We start from the raw sequence: 15,135 nt of genomic DNA on the forward strand, positions 1-15,135 counted from the left end.
CGACGGTTTCCTAAATTGACCGATGGTGAGTGTCGCCAGCTGGCCGCGAGAAATGTCGGACCTGAATCTGGAAACCATTACGTAAGCCCACGTAGAGGCTCTCTCCGGGTACAAGCCCCGCAGCGGTGGCCCAACGGGCCAGATCTTCCTGTTCAAAACCCAACCAGAGATCACCGCAGGCCTCCTTGGCCCAACTCTGGTTGTGGCTGCACAATTCTGTGACCAAAAGACTGCCACCCGGTTGCACGCGCTGGGCCAGATGACCGAGGGCCTGCTGCGGGTCGCTGAAGTGGTGCAGGACCATGTTCAGCACCACGCAGTCGGCGCGCAGGCTGGTGGGTGCCAAGGCATCGACCAGCTCCAGGCGCACGTTGCCCAACCGCTCGCGCAGGCAGACCTGACGCGCCAGTTCGAGCATGGCCGGGCTGTTGTCCTGCGCCGTGACCTGAGCAAAGCGCCGCGCCAGCTCGGGCAAGAAGCCGCCGTCGCCAGGGCCCACTTCCAAGGCGCTGGCCTGGCTGGTAAAGCTGAGTTTGTCGAGCAGGACCAGCAGGCTTTCGCGGTACTGCGGCAAGCCGGCGATGAGGTCCTGCTGGGCGCGGAATTTTTCTTCCATGCGCGAGAAGAAATCTTCGCTGGCCGCCGCGCGCTGGCGCTGCACCACGGCCATGCGCACCTGGGCCTCGGCCGGCAGGCTCAACGCGTCGACCTCTTCGAGCAAGGCGCTGTGCAGGCGCCCGCCCAGCGCGCGAGCGTTGGGCAGGGCGCGGCGGTAGAAAATCGCGTTGCCCTCGCGGCGGGTAGCCACCAGGTCGGCCTGGGCGAGCACTTTGAGGTGATGGCTCATGCCCGACTGACCCACTGCGAAGATCTGCGCCAGCTCCAGCACGCCGAACGAATCGCTGGCCAGCGCGCGCAGCACGTTGAGGCGCAGTGGATCGCCGCCGGCCTTGCACAGGGCCGCCAGATCGTCACTTGCCTGATGGTCGAAAGCAGGGGCGCGCAGGTTCATAGGTTCGGCAGTCTAGTGAGCGATGCGCAGCCTCGCAAGACCAATATCAAAAAGTTTTGATATTGGTTCGCAGCTGGTGCGGCCGTGCATTTGCCCGCTGGGGCAAATGTCCGATTGCCCAACCCCCTGCCGGTGGGGGAAAATGTCGTTCTTTGTTGTATCCCTGCCTACACAGACCCCAGGAGACATGCGATGCCCAGCCGTCGTGAGCGCGCCAATGCCATTCGTGCACTGAGCATGGATGCCGTGCAAAAAGCCAACAGCGGCCACCCAGGTGCCCCCATGGGCATGGCGGATATCGCCGAAGTGCTGTGGCGTGACTTCCTCAAGCACAACCCGGCCAACCCGGCGTTCGCCAACCGCGACCGTTTCGTCATGTCCAACGGCCACGGCTCGATGCTGGTCTATTCGCTGCTGCACCTCACCGGCTACGACCTGGGCATCGAGGACCTGAAGAATTTCCGCCAGCTGCACAGCCGCACCCCGGGCCACCCCGAGTACGGCTACACCCCAGGCGTGGAAACCACCACCGGCCCACTGGGCCAGGGCCTGGCCAACGCCGTCGGTTTCGCCATTGCAGAAAAAGTGCTGGCGGCGCAGTTCAACCGCGACAGCCACAAGATCGTCGATCACAACACCTATGTGTTCCTCGGCGACGGCTGCATGATGGAAGGCATCTCCCACGAAGTGAGCGCGCTGGCCGGCACCCTGGGCCTGGGCAAGCTGATCGCTTTCTACGATGACAACGGCATCTCCATCGACGGCGAAGTCGAGGGCTGGTTCACCGACGACACGCCGAAACGCTTCGAAGCCTACGGCTGGCAAGTGATCCGCAACGTCGACGGCCACGATGCGGACGAAATCAAGACCGCCATCGAGACCGCGCGCAAGAGCGAGCAGCCCACCCTGATCTGCTGCAAGACCACCATCGGCTTTGGCTCGCCGAACAAGCAGGGCAAGGAAGACTGCCACGGCGCGCCACTGGGTGCCGAAGAGATCGCTTTGACCCGCGCCGCGCTGAAGTGGAACCACGGCCCGTTCGAAATCCCGGCCGACATCTACAAGGAGTGGGACGCCAAGGAAGCCGGCGTTGCCGTGGAAGCCGAGTGGAACCAGCGCTTCGCTGCCTATTCCGCCGCCTACCCCGAACTGGCCAATGAATTCGTGCGGCGCATGAGCGGTGAGCTGCCAGCCGATTTCTCCGAAAAGGCCAGCGCCTACATCGCCGAAGTGGCCGCCAAGGGCGAGACCATCGCCAGCCGCAAGGCCAGCCAGAACGCCTTGAACGCCTTTGGCCCATTGCTGCCGGAAATTCTTGGTGGCTCGGCCGACCTGGCCGGTTCCAACCTGACCCTGTGGAAAGGCTGCAAGGGTGTCGAAGCAGATGACGCCGCCGGCAACTACATCTATTATGGCGTACGCGAATTCGGCATGAGCGCGATCATGAACGGCATCGCCCTGCATGGCGGCTTCGTGCCGTACGGCGCGACCTTCCTGATCTTCATGGAATACGCACGCAACGCGGTACGCATGTCGGCGCTGATGAAGAAGCGCGTGATCTACGTATTCACCCACGACTCCATCGGTCTGGGTGAAGATGGCCCGACCCACCAGCCGATCGAACAGCTGGCCAGCCTGCGCTGCACCCCGAACCTCGATACCTGGCGTCCTGCCGATGCGGTCGAGTCGGCGGTAGCATGGAAATTCGCCCTGGAGCGCAACGATGGTCCATCGGCGCTGATCTTCTCGCGTCAGAACCTCGATCACCAGACTCGCGACCAGGCCCAACTGGCCGATATCACCCGTGGCGGCTATGTGCTCAAGGATTGTGCTGGCGAGCCTGAGTTGATCCTGATTGCCACCGGTTCCGAGGTCGGTCTGGCGGTGAAGGCCTTCGACAAACTGACCGAGCAGGGCCGCAACGTGCGCGTCGTGTCGATGCCGTGCACCAGCGTGTTCGACGCGCAGGACGCAGGCTACAAGCAGTCGGTGTTGCCGCTGCAGGTCAGCGCGCGCATCGCCATCGAGGCGGCGCATGCCGACTACTGGTACAAGTACGTGGGCCTGGAAGGCCGCGTGATCGGCATGACCAGCTTTGGCGAGTCGGCACCGGCGCCGGCCTTGTTCGAAGAGTTCGGTTTCACCCTGGAGAATATCCTGGCCACCGCCGAAGAATTGCTCGAAGACTGATCCACACCCGCGTAGGAGCGGTCATGGGCCGCGAAGGGCGTGCTGCGGTGTGTCAGGTGTACCGCGGCGAGGCTTTCGCGGCCACGGACCGCTCCTACGGGGATTGCGGACCTCCTGTAGGAGCGGTCATCGGCCGCGAAGGGCGTGCTGCGGTGTGTCAGGTGTACCGCGGCGAGGCTTTCGCGGCCACGGACCGCTCCTACGGGTGGTCCTCGGATGCTCATAATAATTCCAGGCGTACTTGCTCATGTCTTCTCCACGCCCCTACAGAGTCGCTCTCAACGGTTACGGCCGCATCGGTCGCTGCGTGCTGCGTGCGTTGTGCGAGCGCGGTGCGCAGGCCGAGTTCGAGGTGGTGGCGATCAACGACCTGGCCGACATGGCCAGCATCGAGTACCTCACGCGCTTCGATTCGACCCACGGCCGCTTTCCCGGTGAAGTCACGGTGGATGCCGACCACCTGTTGATCAACGGGCAACGCATACGCGTCACCCGCAGTGCCACGCCCGAAGCGATCGACTGGGCCGCGCTCGACATCGACCTGGTGCTCGAATGCTCCGGGGCCTACAACACCCGCGGCGACGGCCAGCGTTTCCTGGCCGCCGGCGCACCGGCCGTGCTGTTTTCCCAGCCCATGGCCAGCGAAGCCGACGTCGATGCCACCATCGTGTTCGGTATCAATCAGGATTGCCTCAGCGGACGCGAACGGCTGGTTTCCAACGCGTCCTGCACCACCAATTGCGGCGTGCCACTGTTGCGCCTGCTGGATCAGGCCATCGGCCTGGAATACGTGTCCATCACCACCATTCACTCGGCCATGAACGACCAGCCGGTGATCGACGCCTACCACCACGAAGACCTGCGTCGAACGCGCTCGGCATTCCAGTCGGTCATTCCGGTTTCCACCGGCCTGGCCCGTGGCATCGAACGGCTGCTGCCGGAACTTGCCGGTCGAATCCAGGCCAAAGCAGTGCGCGTGCCGACCGTCAACGTGTCATGCCTGGACATTACCCTGCAGATGGCGCGCGACACCTGTGCCGTGGAGGTCAACCGGATTCTCTACGAAGCAGCGTGCAGTGGTCCGTTGCAGGGGCTGCTGGCCTACACTGAGTTGCCGCACGCCAGTTGTGATTTCAACCACGACCCTCATTCGGCCATCGTCGATGCCAGCCAGACCCGCGTTTCCGGCCCGCGCCTGGTGAACCTGCTGGCCTGGTTCGACAACGAATGGGGTTTTGCCAATCGAATGCTCGACGTTGCGGGGCAATACCTGCGCGTCATGAACAATTCCAAACGAGCTTGAAAGGACTGAACGCAATGACCGTGTTGAAGATGACCGACCTCGACCTGCAAGGTAAGCGCGTACTGATTCGCGAAGACCTCAACGTACCCGTCAAGGATGGCAAGGTAACCAGCGACGCGCGCATCCTCGCCTCGTTGCCCACCATCAAGCTGGCCCTGGAGAAGGGCGCGGCGGTGATGGTCTGCTCGCACCTGGGCCGGCCCACCGAAGGCGAATTCTCTGCCGAGAACAGCCTCAAGCCGGTGGCCGAGTACCTGAGCAAGGCCTTGGGCCGCGACGTGCCGCTGGTCGCCGACTACCTGGACGGCGTCCAGGTCGAGGCGGGTGATGTGGTGCTGTTCGAGAACGTGCGCTTCAACAAGGGCGAGAAAAAGAACGCCGACGAGCTGGCTCAACGCTACGCGGCGCTGTGCGACGTGTTCGTGATGGACGCATTCGGCACTGCGCACCGCGCCGAAGGCTCCACCCACGGCGTGGCCAACTTCGCCAAGGTGGCCGCTGCGGGCCCGCTGCTGTCCGCGGAGCTTGAAGCGCTGGGCAAGGCACTGGGCGCCCCCGCCAAGCCGATGGCCGCCATCGTTGCCGGCTCCAAGGTCTCGACCAAGCTGGACGTGCTCAATAGCCTCAGCGGCATCTGCGACCAGCTGATCGTGGGCGGTGGCATTGCCAACACCTTCCTGGCCGCAGCCGGGCACAAGGTTGGCAAGTCGCTGTACGAGCCTGACCTGCTCGACACGGCGCGCGCCATCGCGGCCAAAGTCAGCGTGCCGTTGCCGGTCGACGTGGTGGTGGCCAAGGAGTTCGCCGAAAGCGCCGAAGCCACGGTCAAGCTCATTGCCGACGTAGCCGATGACGACATGATCCTCGACATCGGTCCACAGACCGCCGAGCACTTCGCCGAGCTGCTCAAGTCGTCCAAGACCATTCTGTGGAACGGCCCGGTAGGGGTGTTCGAGTTCGATCAGTTCAGCAACGGCACCCAGGTATTGGCCAAGGCGATCGCGCAGAGCCCGGCCTTTTCCATTGCCGGTGGCGGCGATACCCTGGCGGCCATCGACAAGTACGGCGTCGCTGGCGACATCTCCTACATCTCGACTGGCGGCGGTGCGTTCCTCGAGTTCGTCGAGGGCAAGGTGCTGCCGGCCGTGGAAATGCTGGAACAGCGGGCCAAGGCCTGACGTCCTTTGAGGCTCGAGGAGAAGCGGATGCTCAAGGCACCCATCCTGGCGTTGCTGATCGGCCTGCTGGCCGGCTGTTCCGGTGCGCCGGCAACATCGGTCGACGACGGTCCGGCGCCGATCCCGGGCGGCTGTTCGCAGTCGCAGTGGCAGGCCGAAAGCATCCCGGTGGTCGGCAAGCGCATGGGGCCTGAGGCTCTGGAGCGCTACGAGCCGGAACAACAGGCGCAGGCACCGGGTTGTCCGTGAGGGCAACCAATGGCGCTTGCCAGGGGTCTTCTGTGGTGAGTTTCACGATTATCACTGCCTTTGGCACCAAGATTATCTGTGCCTGCGGCACAAGGAGTTCACCATGAAGATCGGTTCCGCGACATTCGGTTTGGCCACCCTGCTGGCAGCGGCGCTGTCCAGCGGTTGCATGAGTTCAGGCGCCGGCAGCGCCTGTGAAGTGTTCAGCCCGGTGTCTGTGGTGACGCCCACGACTCAGGACGATCAGCGGGTGCAGACCAACGCCACTGGTGCGCCGGCCGGTGCCCGGAACACGGCACAGGATTGCGGCGCGTGAGCCAGTGCTCAGAGGTATATGAATGAAAGGCGGTTTGGCAATAATGGCAATGGCGCTGCTTTCTGGCTGCGCCTACCTGGATAAGCCGATGCCGGTGTCCCCCGACTGGACACGTTGGCAGTGCGACAGCCAGGTCGAGGTGCAATGGCGGTACAGTGTCGCCGACAAGAGCGCGATGCAGGTGCGCCTGGCCGGCAGCGACAAGCAGTACGCCTTGACGCCCCAGGCCGGGGCCGAGGGCGAGCTGTTCAGCGATGGTGTGCTGGCGTTTCACAAGAAAGGTGACGAAGGCCTGGTGTACTGGGTCGCCACCGACGATTTGATTGGCCGGGGCTGCAAGGCTCCGTGACGGCTGGGCCCATTGCGCCAGCCCGATGATAGGCATTACTTCAAGAGCGGCCGCCGATGCGGTGAGCTGCAACGATCAACGACCCTGAACCGGGAGACACAACTACAATGGCACTTATCAGCATGCGTCAGATGCTGGATCACGCCGCCGAATTCGGCTACGGCGTACCAGCTTTCAACGTCAACAACCTCGAGCAGATGCGCGCCATCATGGAAGCGGCCGACAAGACCGATTCCCCGGTCATCGTCCAGGCTTCGGCCGGCGCCCGCAAATACGCCGGTGCCCCGTTCCTGCGTCACTTGATCCTGGCGGCGATCGAAGAGTTCCCGCATATCCCGGTGTGCATGCACCAGGACCACGGCACCAGCCCCGACATCTGCCAGCGTTCGATCCAGCTGGGCTTCAGCTCGGTGATGATGGACGGCTCGCTGGGCGTCGACGGCAAGACCCCCACCGACTACGACTACAACGTGCGCGTGACTTCGCAGACCGTGTCCTTCGCCCACGCCTGCGGTGTGTCGGTAGAGGGCGAGCTGGGCTGCCTGGGTTCGCTGGAAACCGGTCAGGCCGGTGAAGAAGACGGCGTGGGCGCCGAAGGCATCCTGGATCACAGCCAGATGCTCACCGACCCGGAAGAGGCGGCCGATTTCGTCGCCAAGACCCAGGTCGACGCCCTGGCCATCGCCATCGGCACCAGCCACGGCGCCTACAAGTTCACCAAGCCGCCTACCGGCGACATCCTGGCGATCGACCGCATCAAGGCGATCCATGCGCGCATTCCCAACACTCACCTGGTGATGCACGGCTCCTCGTCGGTGCCGCAGGAATGGCTGGCGATCATCAACGAGTACGGCGGCGCCATCAAGGAAACCTACGGCGTGCCGGTCGAGGAAATCGTCGAAGGTATCAAGTACGGCGTGCGCAAGGTCAACATCGACACTGACCTGCGCCTGGCCTCCACCGGTGCGATCCGCCGTTTCATGGCGCAGAACCCGGCCGAGTTCGACCCGCGCAAATATTTCGCCGAAACCGTGAAAGCCATGCGTGACGTCTGCATCGCCCGCTACGAAGCATTCGGCACCGCCGGCAACGCCTCGAAGATCAAGCCGATCTCCCTGGAAGGCATGTTCCAGCGCTATGCCAGCGGCGAGTTGAACGCCAAGGTCAACTAAGCCTTACCGCTGTCGAAAAACCCGCCTGTTGGCGGGTTTTTTCGTTCTGGCGCGGTGTTCTGGGCAGGGTACTGCCTTTTGAGCAGGGCGCGCCGTCCATCGGCGAGTGCTCATTCGTGACGCAAACCGTGGGAAATTGTCCTACAGCTTTGTGCCGAGCCCGTCTAAAGTAACGCAAGAAGTTTCCGGGCGAATCCGGATTCAGCACGTCTGAACGAGTATTAGCATGGAATGCGCCCCTGATCCGTCCGTTGACGGTGGTTCCACGTTGTTGGTGGTCGACGATTATCCGGAAAACCTGCTGAGCATGAGAGCCCTGCTCGAGCGCCAGGACTGGCAGGTGGTGACCGCAGCTTCCGGTGTCGAAGCGCTGGGCAAACTGCTCGAGCATGAGGTCGATCTGGTGCTGCTCGACGTGCAGATGCCGGGTATGGACGGTTTCGAAGTGGCTCGTCTGATGCGCGGCAGCCAGCGCACGCGCTTGACCCCGATCATCTTCCTGACTGCCAACGAGCAGTCGCAGGCTTCCGTGCTCAAGGGCTACGCCACAGGGGCGGTGGACTATCTGTTCAAACCGTTCGACCCGCAGATCCTGCGGCCCAAGGTCCAGGCGTTGCTCGAACAGCAGCGCAACCGGCGTGACCTGCAGCGTTTGAGCCGTGACCTGGAAGCGGCCCGCGCCTTCAATGCCTCGGTGCTGGAAAATGCCGGTGAGGGCATTCTGGTGGTCAACGAGCACGGTCTGATCACCTTCGCCAATCCGGCCATCTCGCGCCTGCTGGGCGCCACGGTCGAGCAACTGCAGCGCGGCGTGCTGGCGGATTACCTGCACAAGCCGCAGATTCCCGAATGGTCCGAGTCCGACTTCTACCGCGCCTACAGCACGCGCAATACCTACCGGGTGCATGATGCGCTGCTGCGCACGGCCAACGGCCAGCAGTTGCCGGTGGCTCTGTCGTGCGCGCCGTTGCCCGGCGAGCAGCGCGCCATGGTGGTGACGATCCTCGACATGTCGGTGGTGCGCAGCCTGCACCAGCAGTTGGAATACCAGGCGGTGACCGACCCGCTGACCGGGCTGCTCAACCGCCGCGGTTTCTATCAGGCCGTGGAGAGCGCGCTGGTGCGCAACGAGCGTGCGGAAAAGGCTCAGGCGCTGCTGTATCTGGATCTGGACGGCTTCAAGCGTATCAACGACAGCCATGGTCACGACGCTGGGGACAGGGCCCTGCGCTGGGTGGCCGAACAGCTCAAAGCGGTGCTGCGGCCCTTCGACGTGGTGGCGCGCATGGGTGGCGACGAATTCACTGCGCTGCTGGACAACCTCGACTACCCCGAGCAGGCCGCCAAGGTGGCCGAAAAGCTCATGGAACGCATCGCCATCGAGCAGACCGTGGATGGAGTGGACATCAGCCTGGGCGTCAGCATCGGCATTGCCACCTACCCCGAATGTGGCACCAATCTGGACAGCCTGCTGCGCGCTGCCGATATCGCCATGTATGCCGCCAAGCAGGCCGGTCGCCAGCAATACCGCTATTACGATCAGGATTTGAACGGTCGCGCGCGCTCGCGCCTGCTGCTGGAAACCAGTGTCGGTGAAGCCATCGAGAACCGTGATTTCAGTTTGGTCTACCAGCCCCAGGTGTCCCTGCTCGATGGGCGTCTGCGCGGTTTCGAGGCGCTGTTGCGCTGGTGCCATCCCAGCGTCGGCGACGTACAGCCCGGGCTGTTCATTCCCTTGCTCGAACAGGCGCGACTGATCAGTCGCCTGGCGAGCTGGATCTACACCGAAGGCGCCGCCCAGCGCCGCGCCTGGTCCAGCCGTTTTCCCGCCGAACTGGTGCTCAGCATCAGCCTGAGCAATGCCCAGTTCGCCATGCCCAACCTGGTGGCCGAACTGCAACGCGCGATTGCCTTGCATGGGTTGCGCCCGCGTCAGCTCGAGGTGGAGGTAGTGGAGTGCTCGCTGATGCACAACCTGCCCCAGGCAACAGCGCAGTTGCAGCAGCTGCGCAACCTCGGTGTGCGTATCGCCCTGGATGATTTCGGTACCGGCCCGTGCTCGCTGAAATTGCTGCGCGACCTGCCCATCGACACGCTCAAGCTTGACCGTCACCTGATCGCTCGACTGCCCGACTCCAAGCCCGATGGCGTGTTCGCGCGCAGCGTGATCCAGGCCTGCAACGCGTTCGACATCACGGTAATCGCCGAGGGCGTGGAGACCGCCGAGCAATGTCAGTGGCTGCGCGCCGCCGGTTGCGAGTGGATCCAGGGCTTCGTGATCGCCCGGCCATTGACGGCGCAGGCCGCCAGCGACTTTCCTCTGGTCAGCGCGGGCGTGCAGCCGGCAGCGGTGTGACGCCAGCGCCGCGCAGGCGTTACACTGGACACCTTTCTCAAGTCGAAACAGGCACCATGACCGCGCTGAAGTACCTGCAAGCCTACCCACCCGCACTGCAGGAGCAGGTCCGGCAACTGATCGCGCGCGGACAGCTGGCGGACTACCTGAGCCAGCGCTATCCGGATCGCCACGCCGTGCAGAGCGACAAGGCGCTGTACAACTATGCCATGGCCCTGAAGCAGGAGTACCTGCGCAACGCGCCGGCCATCGACAAGGTGCTGTTCGACAACCGCCTGGACCTGACGCATCGCGCACTGGGCCTGCACACCGCGGTTTCGCGGGTTCAGGGCGGCAAGCTCAAGGCCAAGAAGGAAATCCGCATCGCTTCGCTGTTCAAGGACGCGGCGCCGCAGTTTCTGCAGATGATCGTGGTGCATGAGCTGGCGCATTTCCGCGAGAGCGACCACAACAAGGCGTTCTACCAGCTGTGCGAACACATGCTGCCCGGTTATCAACAGTTGGAATTCGACCTGCGTGTCTACCTGACCTACCGTGATCTGCCCCCGCCGCCGTGAAGGATATCCCCATGCAAGTCAGCAAGACCCGCAGCAGTTTCTATCGCCGGCTCTACGTGGCCTGGCTGATCGACAGTGGCCAGGCGGCCACCGTGCCGGCCCTCATCGAGGCCACCGGGATGCCCCGGCGCACGGCCCAGGACACCATTGCGGCGCTGGCCGACCTGGACATCGCCTGCGAATTCGAGCAGCAGGATGGCGAGCGCAACCACATCGGTCGCTACGTGATCAGGCAGTGGGGCGCGATCGACCGTGAATGGATCGGCCAGAACCTGGGGCAGATCCGTCAGGTACTCGGTTACCCCTGAGCCTCGACGCGCCGGTACATGGCGATGTGCGCAATGTTGTCCTCCAGGTATTCCTGGCCGTGGGCAATGAAGCCGTAGCGGCCGTAATAGCCTTGCAGATGAGCCTGGGCCGATAGCTTTATCGGCATTTGCGGCCAGCGCCGCGCGGCGTGCTCCAGAGCGTTGGCCAGCAGCGCGTGGCCCAGGCCGGTACCGCGCGCAGATGGGGCAGTGATCACTCGGCCGATCACCACGTCACCGCCCTGTGTGGAAGGGTCGAGCAGGCGCAGGTAGGCCACCAGGCGGCCCTCGCTCCAAGCCAGCAGGTGACAGGTGTCGGCGTGCAGGTCCTGCCCATCGACGTCCTGATAGGGGCATTGCTGCTCGACCACGAAGACTTCGCTGCGCAGGCGCAGGATTTCGTACAGCTGGTGCACATCCAGCTCGCTGTGGTGCATGCACATCCATTCGATGGCCATGGTTACCTCGTTCAAGATTTCGGTTGCCCGCTAGCTGGCGGCAGCTGCGGTCGGGCCTTTGATCAAGTGCGCGGCCAGGGTGCGCAGTGGCCCCAGCTGCCGACAGATCAGCGCCAGTTGGGTCTGCATCAGACGCTGGCCTTCGTCGACCTCCTCGGGCATCTGTTCCAGTTCGTCGGCCAGCGCTTCCTCGCTGTCGCTCTGCACCTGCACTGGCACACGCGTGGCGAGGCCCGTGGCGATTTCGTCGATGCTGCGCGCCAGGCTTTCGCCGGCCCCGCCGATCAATTGTTCGCGCGCCTCGGCCGGCAACTCGGTGCCACGGTGGGCACCCAGCCCGGACAGGTAGCTGAGCAGGGTGTGCGACAGCACCAGGAAGCGGAAGCCGACGTCGGCTTCCTTGCGGAAGTGGCCGGGCTCCATGAGCATGTTGGCCAAGGTGGTGGAAAGCGCAGCGTCGGCATTGTGGGCGTTGCGTCGTGCCAGGCGATAGGCGAGGTCGTCGCTCTTGCCGTTGGCGTATTGCTGCATGATCTGGCGCAGGTAGATGCTGTTGCAGGTCAGCGTGTTGGCCAGCACCTTGTTCAGCTTGCGGCCTTGCCAGTCGGGCAGGAACAGGAACACCGCCAGGCCGGCGATCAGGCTGCCGAGCAGGGTGTCGAACAGCCGTGGCAGGAACAGCCCGTAGCCGTCGCCGGTCTGGTTGAAGCAGAACAGCACCATCAAGGTGATGGCGGCCGTGGCCAGGGTGTAGCGCGTGGTGCGGTTGACGAAGAACACCAGGCCGGCGCCGATGGCGAACAGCGACTGCACGATGGGGCTGGGGAACAGGTCGAACAGCGCCCAGCCCACGGTCAGGCCGATGGCGGTGCCGATGATCCGCTGGCCCAGCTTGCGGCGGGTGGCGCCGTAGCTGGGCTGGCACACGAACAAGGTCGTCAGCATGATCCAGTAGCCCTGGCTGGGGTGGATCAGGTGCACCATGGCGTAGCAGATCACCAGTGCCAGGGGCAGGCGCAGGGCATGGCGAAACAGCAGCGAGGTGGGCGTGAGGTTCTGCCGGATGCGGCCCCAGAAGTCCTTCAGGGTGTGCGGCGAGCGGTCCAGCAAGCTGCTGTCGCGGGCATCGGCAAGGCGGTCGGGATTGCCGGCGTCGCTGAGCAGGCGGTCGAGGGTGCCGAGGTTGGCCGCCAGCGCGCGCAGCGACCGCAACAGGCCGCGCCAGGCCGGGTTGCTCTGGATCCGCAGGTGTTCGAGCGAAGCGTGCAGGTCGCTCAAGGCCTCGGCGAAGCTGTCGTCGTAGATGAACGGCTGGCGCAACTGGATCGACTCGCCCAGCCGCTGGCAGGCCACGCCCTGCTGGCGCAGCAGGCGCTGACAGCGAAACAGCACGTCACTGTGGAAGAAGGCGTCGGCCAATGCGTTGTAGGGGTAGTGCGAGGAGCTGGCGCGCTCGTGGATGTCCTGGGCCAGGAAGTACAGCTTCAGGTAGCGGCTGACCTTGGAGCCGGGACGGCCGTTGCCGACTCGGTGCAGGATGATTTCCTTGGCCGCGTTGAGCGCGGCCACGACCCGACCGTTCTGCTTGGCGAGCTCCAGGCGGCGGGCTTCCACGTCCAGCTGGCGGATCGGTTCGAACAGGCTCGACTTGAGCTTGAGGTACTGCCCCAGCTCGCTGAACAGCCGCGCCAGGGCCTGTTGCACCGGCTGGTTGGAAAACAGTACCTGCCACAGCACCGACAGCAGGCCATACCAGGCGGCGCCGGCCACCAGCAGCACCGGCTCGCGCCACAGGTTGCTGACTTCGCCGCCACGCTGGTCGACGCCGATCATGGTGTAGACCGAGAGGATCAGGGTGGCGTAGGCGATGGCACCGTAGCGCTCGCCGAGCGCGCCGAGCATGGTCAGGGCGAAGCTGGCCACGGCCAGGGCCGTGACGAAGATGTAGGGGTAGGGGAACAGCAGTTCAACGGCAAAAGCGGCGACGGTGAAGCACGACAGGGTGGCTGCCAGGGCGCGGATGCGGCCTTGCCAGTTGTCGTCGGTTTCAGCCAGGGCGCAGGCGATGATGCCCAGGAACAGTGGCACCAGCAGACGCATCTCGTTTTCATACCAGCACAGCGCCATGCTGCCGGACAGCGCGATGAACACCCGTACGCTGTAGCTGAACTTGTCCAGCGCCCACAAGCGGCGCATTGATTGGCGGAACGACCTGGATGCCATGAAGAAGGAGTCGACCTGTAGGCGAGAGAACTGATGAACGGCGTCAATCTACCATTGTCGGCGCACGCCCGATACTGCGCGGCGGCCCCTGACGCGGCTTGCGCCGCTGCTACAGGGGCGGTGGCGGATCGAGAGAGTGTGGGGACTCTGTAGCAGCGGCGCGAGCCGCGTCCGGCAGCGCCGCAGATCCCCGGCGTGCTACACGTACTGCGCGGCGGCGTATCCGGAGGCCCACGCCCACTGGAAATTGAAGCCGCCCAGATGCCCGCTGACATCGAGCACTTCGCCGATGAAATACAACCCAGGGCTCTTCAGCGATTCCAGGGTCTTGGACGACACCTCGCGGGTATCGACGCCGCCCAAGGTCACCTCGGCGGTGCGATAGCCTTCGGTGCCGGCCGGCACCAACTGCCAGGCGCCCAGCGTATTTGCAACCGTTTGCAGCTCGGCCGGGGTGTACTGCTTCATCGGCTTGGACACGAACCAGTGTTCGGCCAGCAGGTTGGCCATTTTCTTGGTGAAGACTTCACCCAGCAGGGTCTTGAGCTCCGAATTGGGCCGCTCGGCCTGCTGTTGCTGCAGCCACGCCAACGCATCGTGATCGGGCAGCAGGTTGATCTCGACGGTGTCGCCGGGCTGCCAGAACGAGGAAATCTGCAGGATCGCCGGCCCGCTCAGGCCGCGATGGGTGAACAGCAGGTTCTCGCGAAACGCCTGGTCGTTGCAGCTGGCCACACAATCCACCGAGGTGCCGGACAACTCGGTGCAGATGTCCTTGAGCTGGTCGGTGATGGTGAACGGCACCAGCCCTGCGCGGGTGGGCAGCACACTGTGACCGAACTGGCGGGCGATCTGGTAGCCGAAGCCGGTCGCGCCCAGGGTCGGAATCGACAGCCCGCCAGTGGCCACCACCAACGACTGGCACGCCAGCAGGCCCAGTGAAGTCTGCAAACGATAGCCGTCGGCGGTTTTCTCGATGGACTGCACCGAGGTGTCCATGCGCAACTCGACGCCGGCGCTTTCGCACTCGGCCAGCAGCAGGCCGAGGATGTCACTGGACTTGTTGTCGCAGAACAGCTGGCCGAGTTTCTTCTCGTGGTAGAGCACGCCGTGCTTGGCCACCATGGCGATGAAATCCCACTGGGTATAGCGCGCCAGGGCAGACTTGCAGAAGTGCGGGTTCTGCGAGAGGAAGTTGGCCGGTTCGGTGTACATGTTGGTGAAGTTGCAGCGACCGCCGCCGGACATGAGGATCTTCTTGCCCGGCTTGTTGGCGTGGTCGATCAGCAGTACCTCGCGGCCTCGCTGTGCAGCGCTCAAGGCGCACATGAGGCCGGCGGCACCGGCGCCGATGATGATGACGGGGGTAGAGCGCACTGCGTGGTCCTCTTGCATCGTGGGGTGTCAGTACCGGCCTCTTCGCGGCCACTGGCCGCTCCTACAGGGGAACACGGTGTTCCTGCA

General features: G+C 64.1%; 14 protein-coding genes. 10 read left to right on the forward strand and 4 right to left on the reverse strand.

Annotated elements, in window-relative coordinates; genetic code table 11:
* Window positions 1–10 precede the first annotated feature (10 nt).
* Window positions 11–1,012: an ArsR/SmtB family transcription factor gene (locus IFT76_RS17370; RefSeq protein WP_192059475.1), complete on the reverse strand. Its 1,002-nt coding sequence runs from the start codon at window positions 1,010–1,012 to the stop codon at window positions 11–13.
* A 192-nt stretch (window positions 1,013–1,204) separates the two neighbouring features.
* Between IFT76_RS17370 and tkt the strand changes: the two genes are divergently transcribed.
* The 10 genes from tkt to IFT76_RS17420 all read left to right on the forward strand — a co-directional run bounded on the left by tkt (window position 1,205) and on the right by IFT76_RS17420 (window position 10,990).
* Entirely contained in the window at window positions 1,205–3,202 is a 1,998-nt protein-coding gene (gene tkt / locus IFT76_RS17375; RefSeq protein WP_122479818.1) for a transketolase, read from the forward strand.
* A 247-nt stretch (window positions 3,203–3,449) separates the two neighbouring features.
* Complete coding sequence (gene epd, locus IFT76_RS17380; RefSeq protein ID WP_192059477.1) at window positions 3,450–4,505, forward strand: erythrose-4-phosphate dehydrogenase; 1,056 nt, start codon at window positions 3,450–3,452, stop codon at window positions 4,503–4,505.
* A gap of 14 nt (window positions 4,506–4,519) precedes the next feature.
* Window positions 4,520–5,683, forward strand: coding sequence for a phosphoglycerate kinase (locus IFT76_RS17385; RefSeq protein ID WP_192059479.1), 1,164 nt, complete (start codon window positions 4,520–4,522; stop codon window positions 5,681–5,683).
* A 27-nt stretch (window positions 5,684–5,710) separates the two neighbouring features.
* Window positions 5,711–5,932, forward strand: coding sequence for a hypothetical protein (locus IFT76_RS17390; protein WP_192059481.1), 222 nt, complete (start codon window positions 5,711–5,713; stop codon window positions 5,930–5,932).
* A gap of 103 nt (window positions 5,933–6,035) precedes the next feature.
* Window positions 6,036–6,248, forward strand: a complete 213-nt coding sequence (locus tag IFT76_RS17395; protein WP_122479814.1) for a hypothetical protein — start codon at window positions 6,036–6,038, stop codon at window positions 6,246–6,248.
* A 22-nt stretch (window positions 6,249–6,270) separates the two neighbouring features.
* Complete coding sequence (locus tag IFT76_RS17400) at window positions 6,271–6,597, forward strand: MliC family protein (RefSeq protein ID WP_122479813.1); 327 nt, start codon at window positions 6,271–6,273, stop codon at window positions 6,595–6,597.
* A gap of 107 nt (window positions 6,598–6,704) precedes the next feature.
* Window positions 6,705–7,769, forward strand: a complete 1,065-nt coding sequence (gene fba / locus IFT76_RS17405; RefSeq protein ID WP_043192347.1) for a class II fructose-bisphosphate aldolase — start codon at window positions 6,705–6,707, stop codon at window positions 7,767–7,769.
* A 226-nt stretch (window positions 7,770–7,995) separates the two neighbouring features.
* Window positions 7,996–10,125 (forward strand): putative bifunctional diguanylate cyclase/phosphodiesterase, encoded by a 2,130-nt coding sequence (locus IFT76_RS17410; RefSeq protein ID WP_122479812.1) that lies wholly within the window; start codon window positions 7,996–7,998, stop codon window positions 10,123–10,125.
* A 56-nt stretch (window positions 10,126–10,181) separates the two neighbouring features.
* Window positions 10,182–10,682: a M48 metallopeptidase family protein gene (locus tag IFT76_RS17415; protein WP_185794749.1), complete on the forward strand. Its 501-nt coding sequence runs from the start codon at window positions 10,182–10,184 to the stop codon at window positions 10,680–10,682.
* 11 nt (window positions 10,683–10,693) lie between these two features.
* On the forward strand, window positions 10,694–10,990 hold the full coding sequence (locus IFT76_RS17420) for a winged helix-turn-helix domain-containing protein (protein ID WP_049861413.1): 297 nt from the start codon (window positions 10,694–10,696) through the stop codon (window positions 10,988–10,990).
* Here IFT76_RS17420 and IFT76_RS17425 read toward each other — a convergent pair.
* From IFT76_RS17425 to IFT76_RS17435, 3 genes are all read right to left on the reverse strand, one after another.
* Complete coding sequence (locus IFT76_RS17425) at window positions 10,981–11,448, reverse strand: GNAT family N-acetyltransferase (protein ID WP_192059483.1); 468 nt, start codon at window positions 11,446–11,448, stop codon at window positions 10,981–10,983. The genes IFT76_RS17420 and IFT76_RS17425 overlap by 10 nt on opposite strands.
* A gap of 30 nt (window positions 11,449–11,478) precedes the next feature.
* Window positions 11,479–13,671, reverse strand: a complete 2,193-nt coding sequence (gene yccS, locus IFT76_RS17430) for a YccS family putative transporter (protein ID WP_122479809.1) — start codon at window positions 13,669–13,671, stop codon at window positions 11,479–11,481.
* 198 nt (window positions 13,672–13,869) lie between these two features.
* Window positions 13,870–15,048, reverse strand: a complete 1,179-nt coding sequence (locus IFT76_RS17435) for an aminoacetone oxidase family FAD-binding enzyme (protein ID WP_192059486.1) — start codon at window positions 15,046–15,048, stop codon at window positions 13,870–13,872.
* Between the last annotated feature and the right edge of the window lie 87 nt (window positions 15,049–15,135).

It is taken from the genome of Pseudomonas sp. CFBP 13727 (assembly GCF_014841915.1).
Classification (GTDB): Bacteria; Pseudomonadota; Gammaproteobacteria; order Pseudomonadales; family Pseudomonadaceae; genus Aquipseudomonas; species Aquipseudomonas baltica.

What these genes read in the sequence shown, in the direction of transcription:
- IFT76_RS17425 (WP_192059483.1), bottom strand. Translation starts at nt 11,448, where the DNA reads ATGGCCATCGAATGGATGTGCATGCACCACAGCGAGCTGGATGTGCAC.
- IFT76_RS17400 (WP_122479813.1), top strand. Translation starts at nt 6,271, where the DNA reads ATGAAAGGCGGTTTGGCAATAATGGCAATGGCGCTGCTTTCTGGCTGC.
- IFT76_RS17385 (WP_192059479.1), top strand. Translation starts at nt 4,520, where the DNA reads ATGACCGTGTTGAAGATGACCGACCTCGACCTGCAAGGTAAGCGCGTA.
- IFT76_RS17370 (WP_192059475.1), bottom strand. Translation starts at nt 1,012, where the DNA reads ATGAACCTGCGCGCCCCTGCTTTCGACCATCAGGCAAGTGACGATCTG.
- IFT76_RS17415 (WP_185794749.1), top strand. Translation starts at nt 10,182, where the DNA reads ATGACCGCGCTGAAGTACCTGCAAGCCTACCCACCCGCACTGCAGGAG.
- epd (WP_192059477.1), top strand. Translation starts at nt 3,450, where the DNA reads ATGTCTTCTCCACGCCCCTACAGAGTCGCTCTCAACGGTTACGGCCGC.
- IFT76_RS17390 (WP_192059481.1), top strand. Translation starts at nt 5,711, where the DNA reads ATGCTCAAGGCACCCATCCTGGCGTTGCTGATCGGCCTGCTGGCCGGC.
- yccS (WP_122479809.1), bottom strand. Translation starts at nt 13,671, where the DNA reads ATGGCATCCAGGTCGTTCCGCCAATCAATGCGCCGCTTGTGGGCGCTG.
- fba (WP_043192347.1), top strand. Translation starts at nt 6,705, where the DNA reads ATGGCACTTATCAGCATGCGTCAGATGCTGGATCACGCCGCCGAATTC.
- IFT76_RS17395 (WP_122479814.1), top strand. Translation starts at nt 6,036, where the DNA reads ATGAAGATCGGTTCCGCGACATTCGGTTTGGCCACCCTGCTGGCAGCG.
- IFT76_RS17410 (WP_122479812.1), top strand. Translation starts at nt 7,996, where the DNA reads ATGGAATGCGCCCCTGATCCGTCCGTTGACGGTGGTTCCACGTTGTTG.
- tkt (WP_122479818.1), top strand. Translation starts at nt 1,205, where the DNA reads ATGCCCAGCCGTCGTGAGCGCGCCAATGCCATTCGTGCACTGAGCATG.
- IFT76_RS17420 (WP_049861413.1), top strand. Translation starts at nt 10,694, where the DNA reads ATGCAAGTCAGCAAGACCCGCAGCAGTTTCTATCGCCGGCTCTACGTG.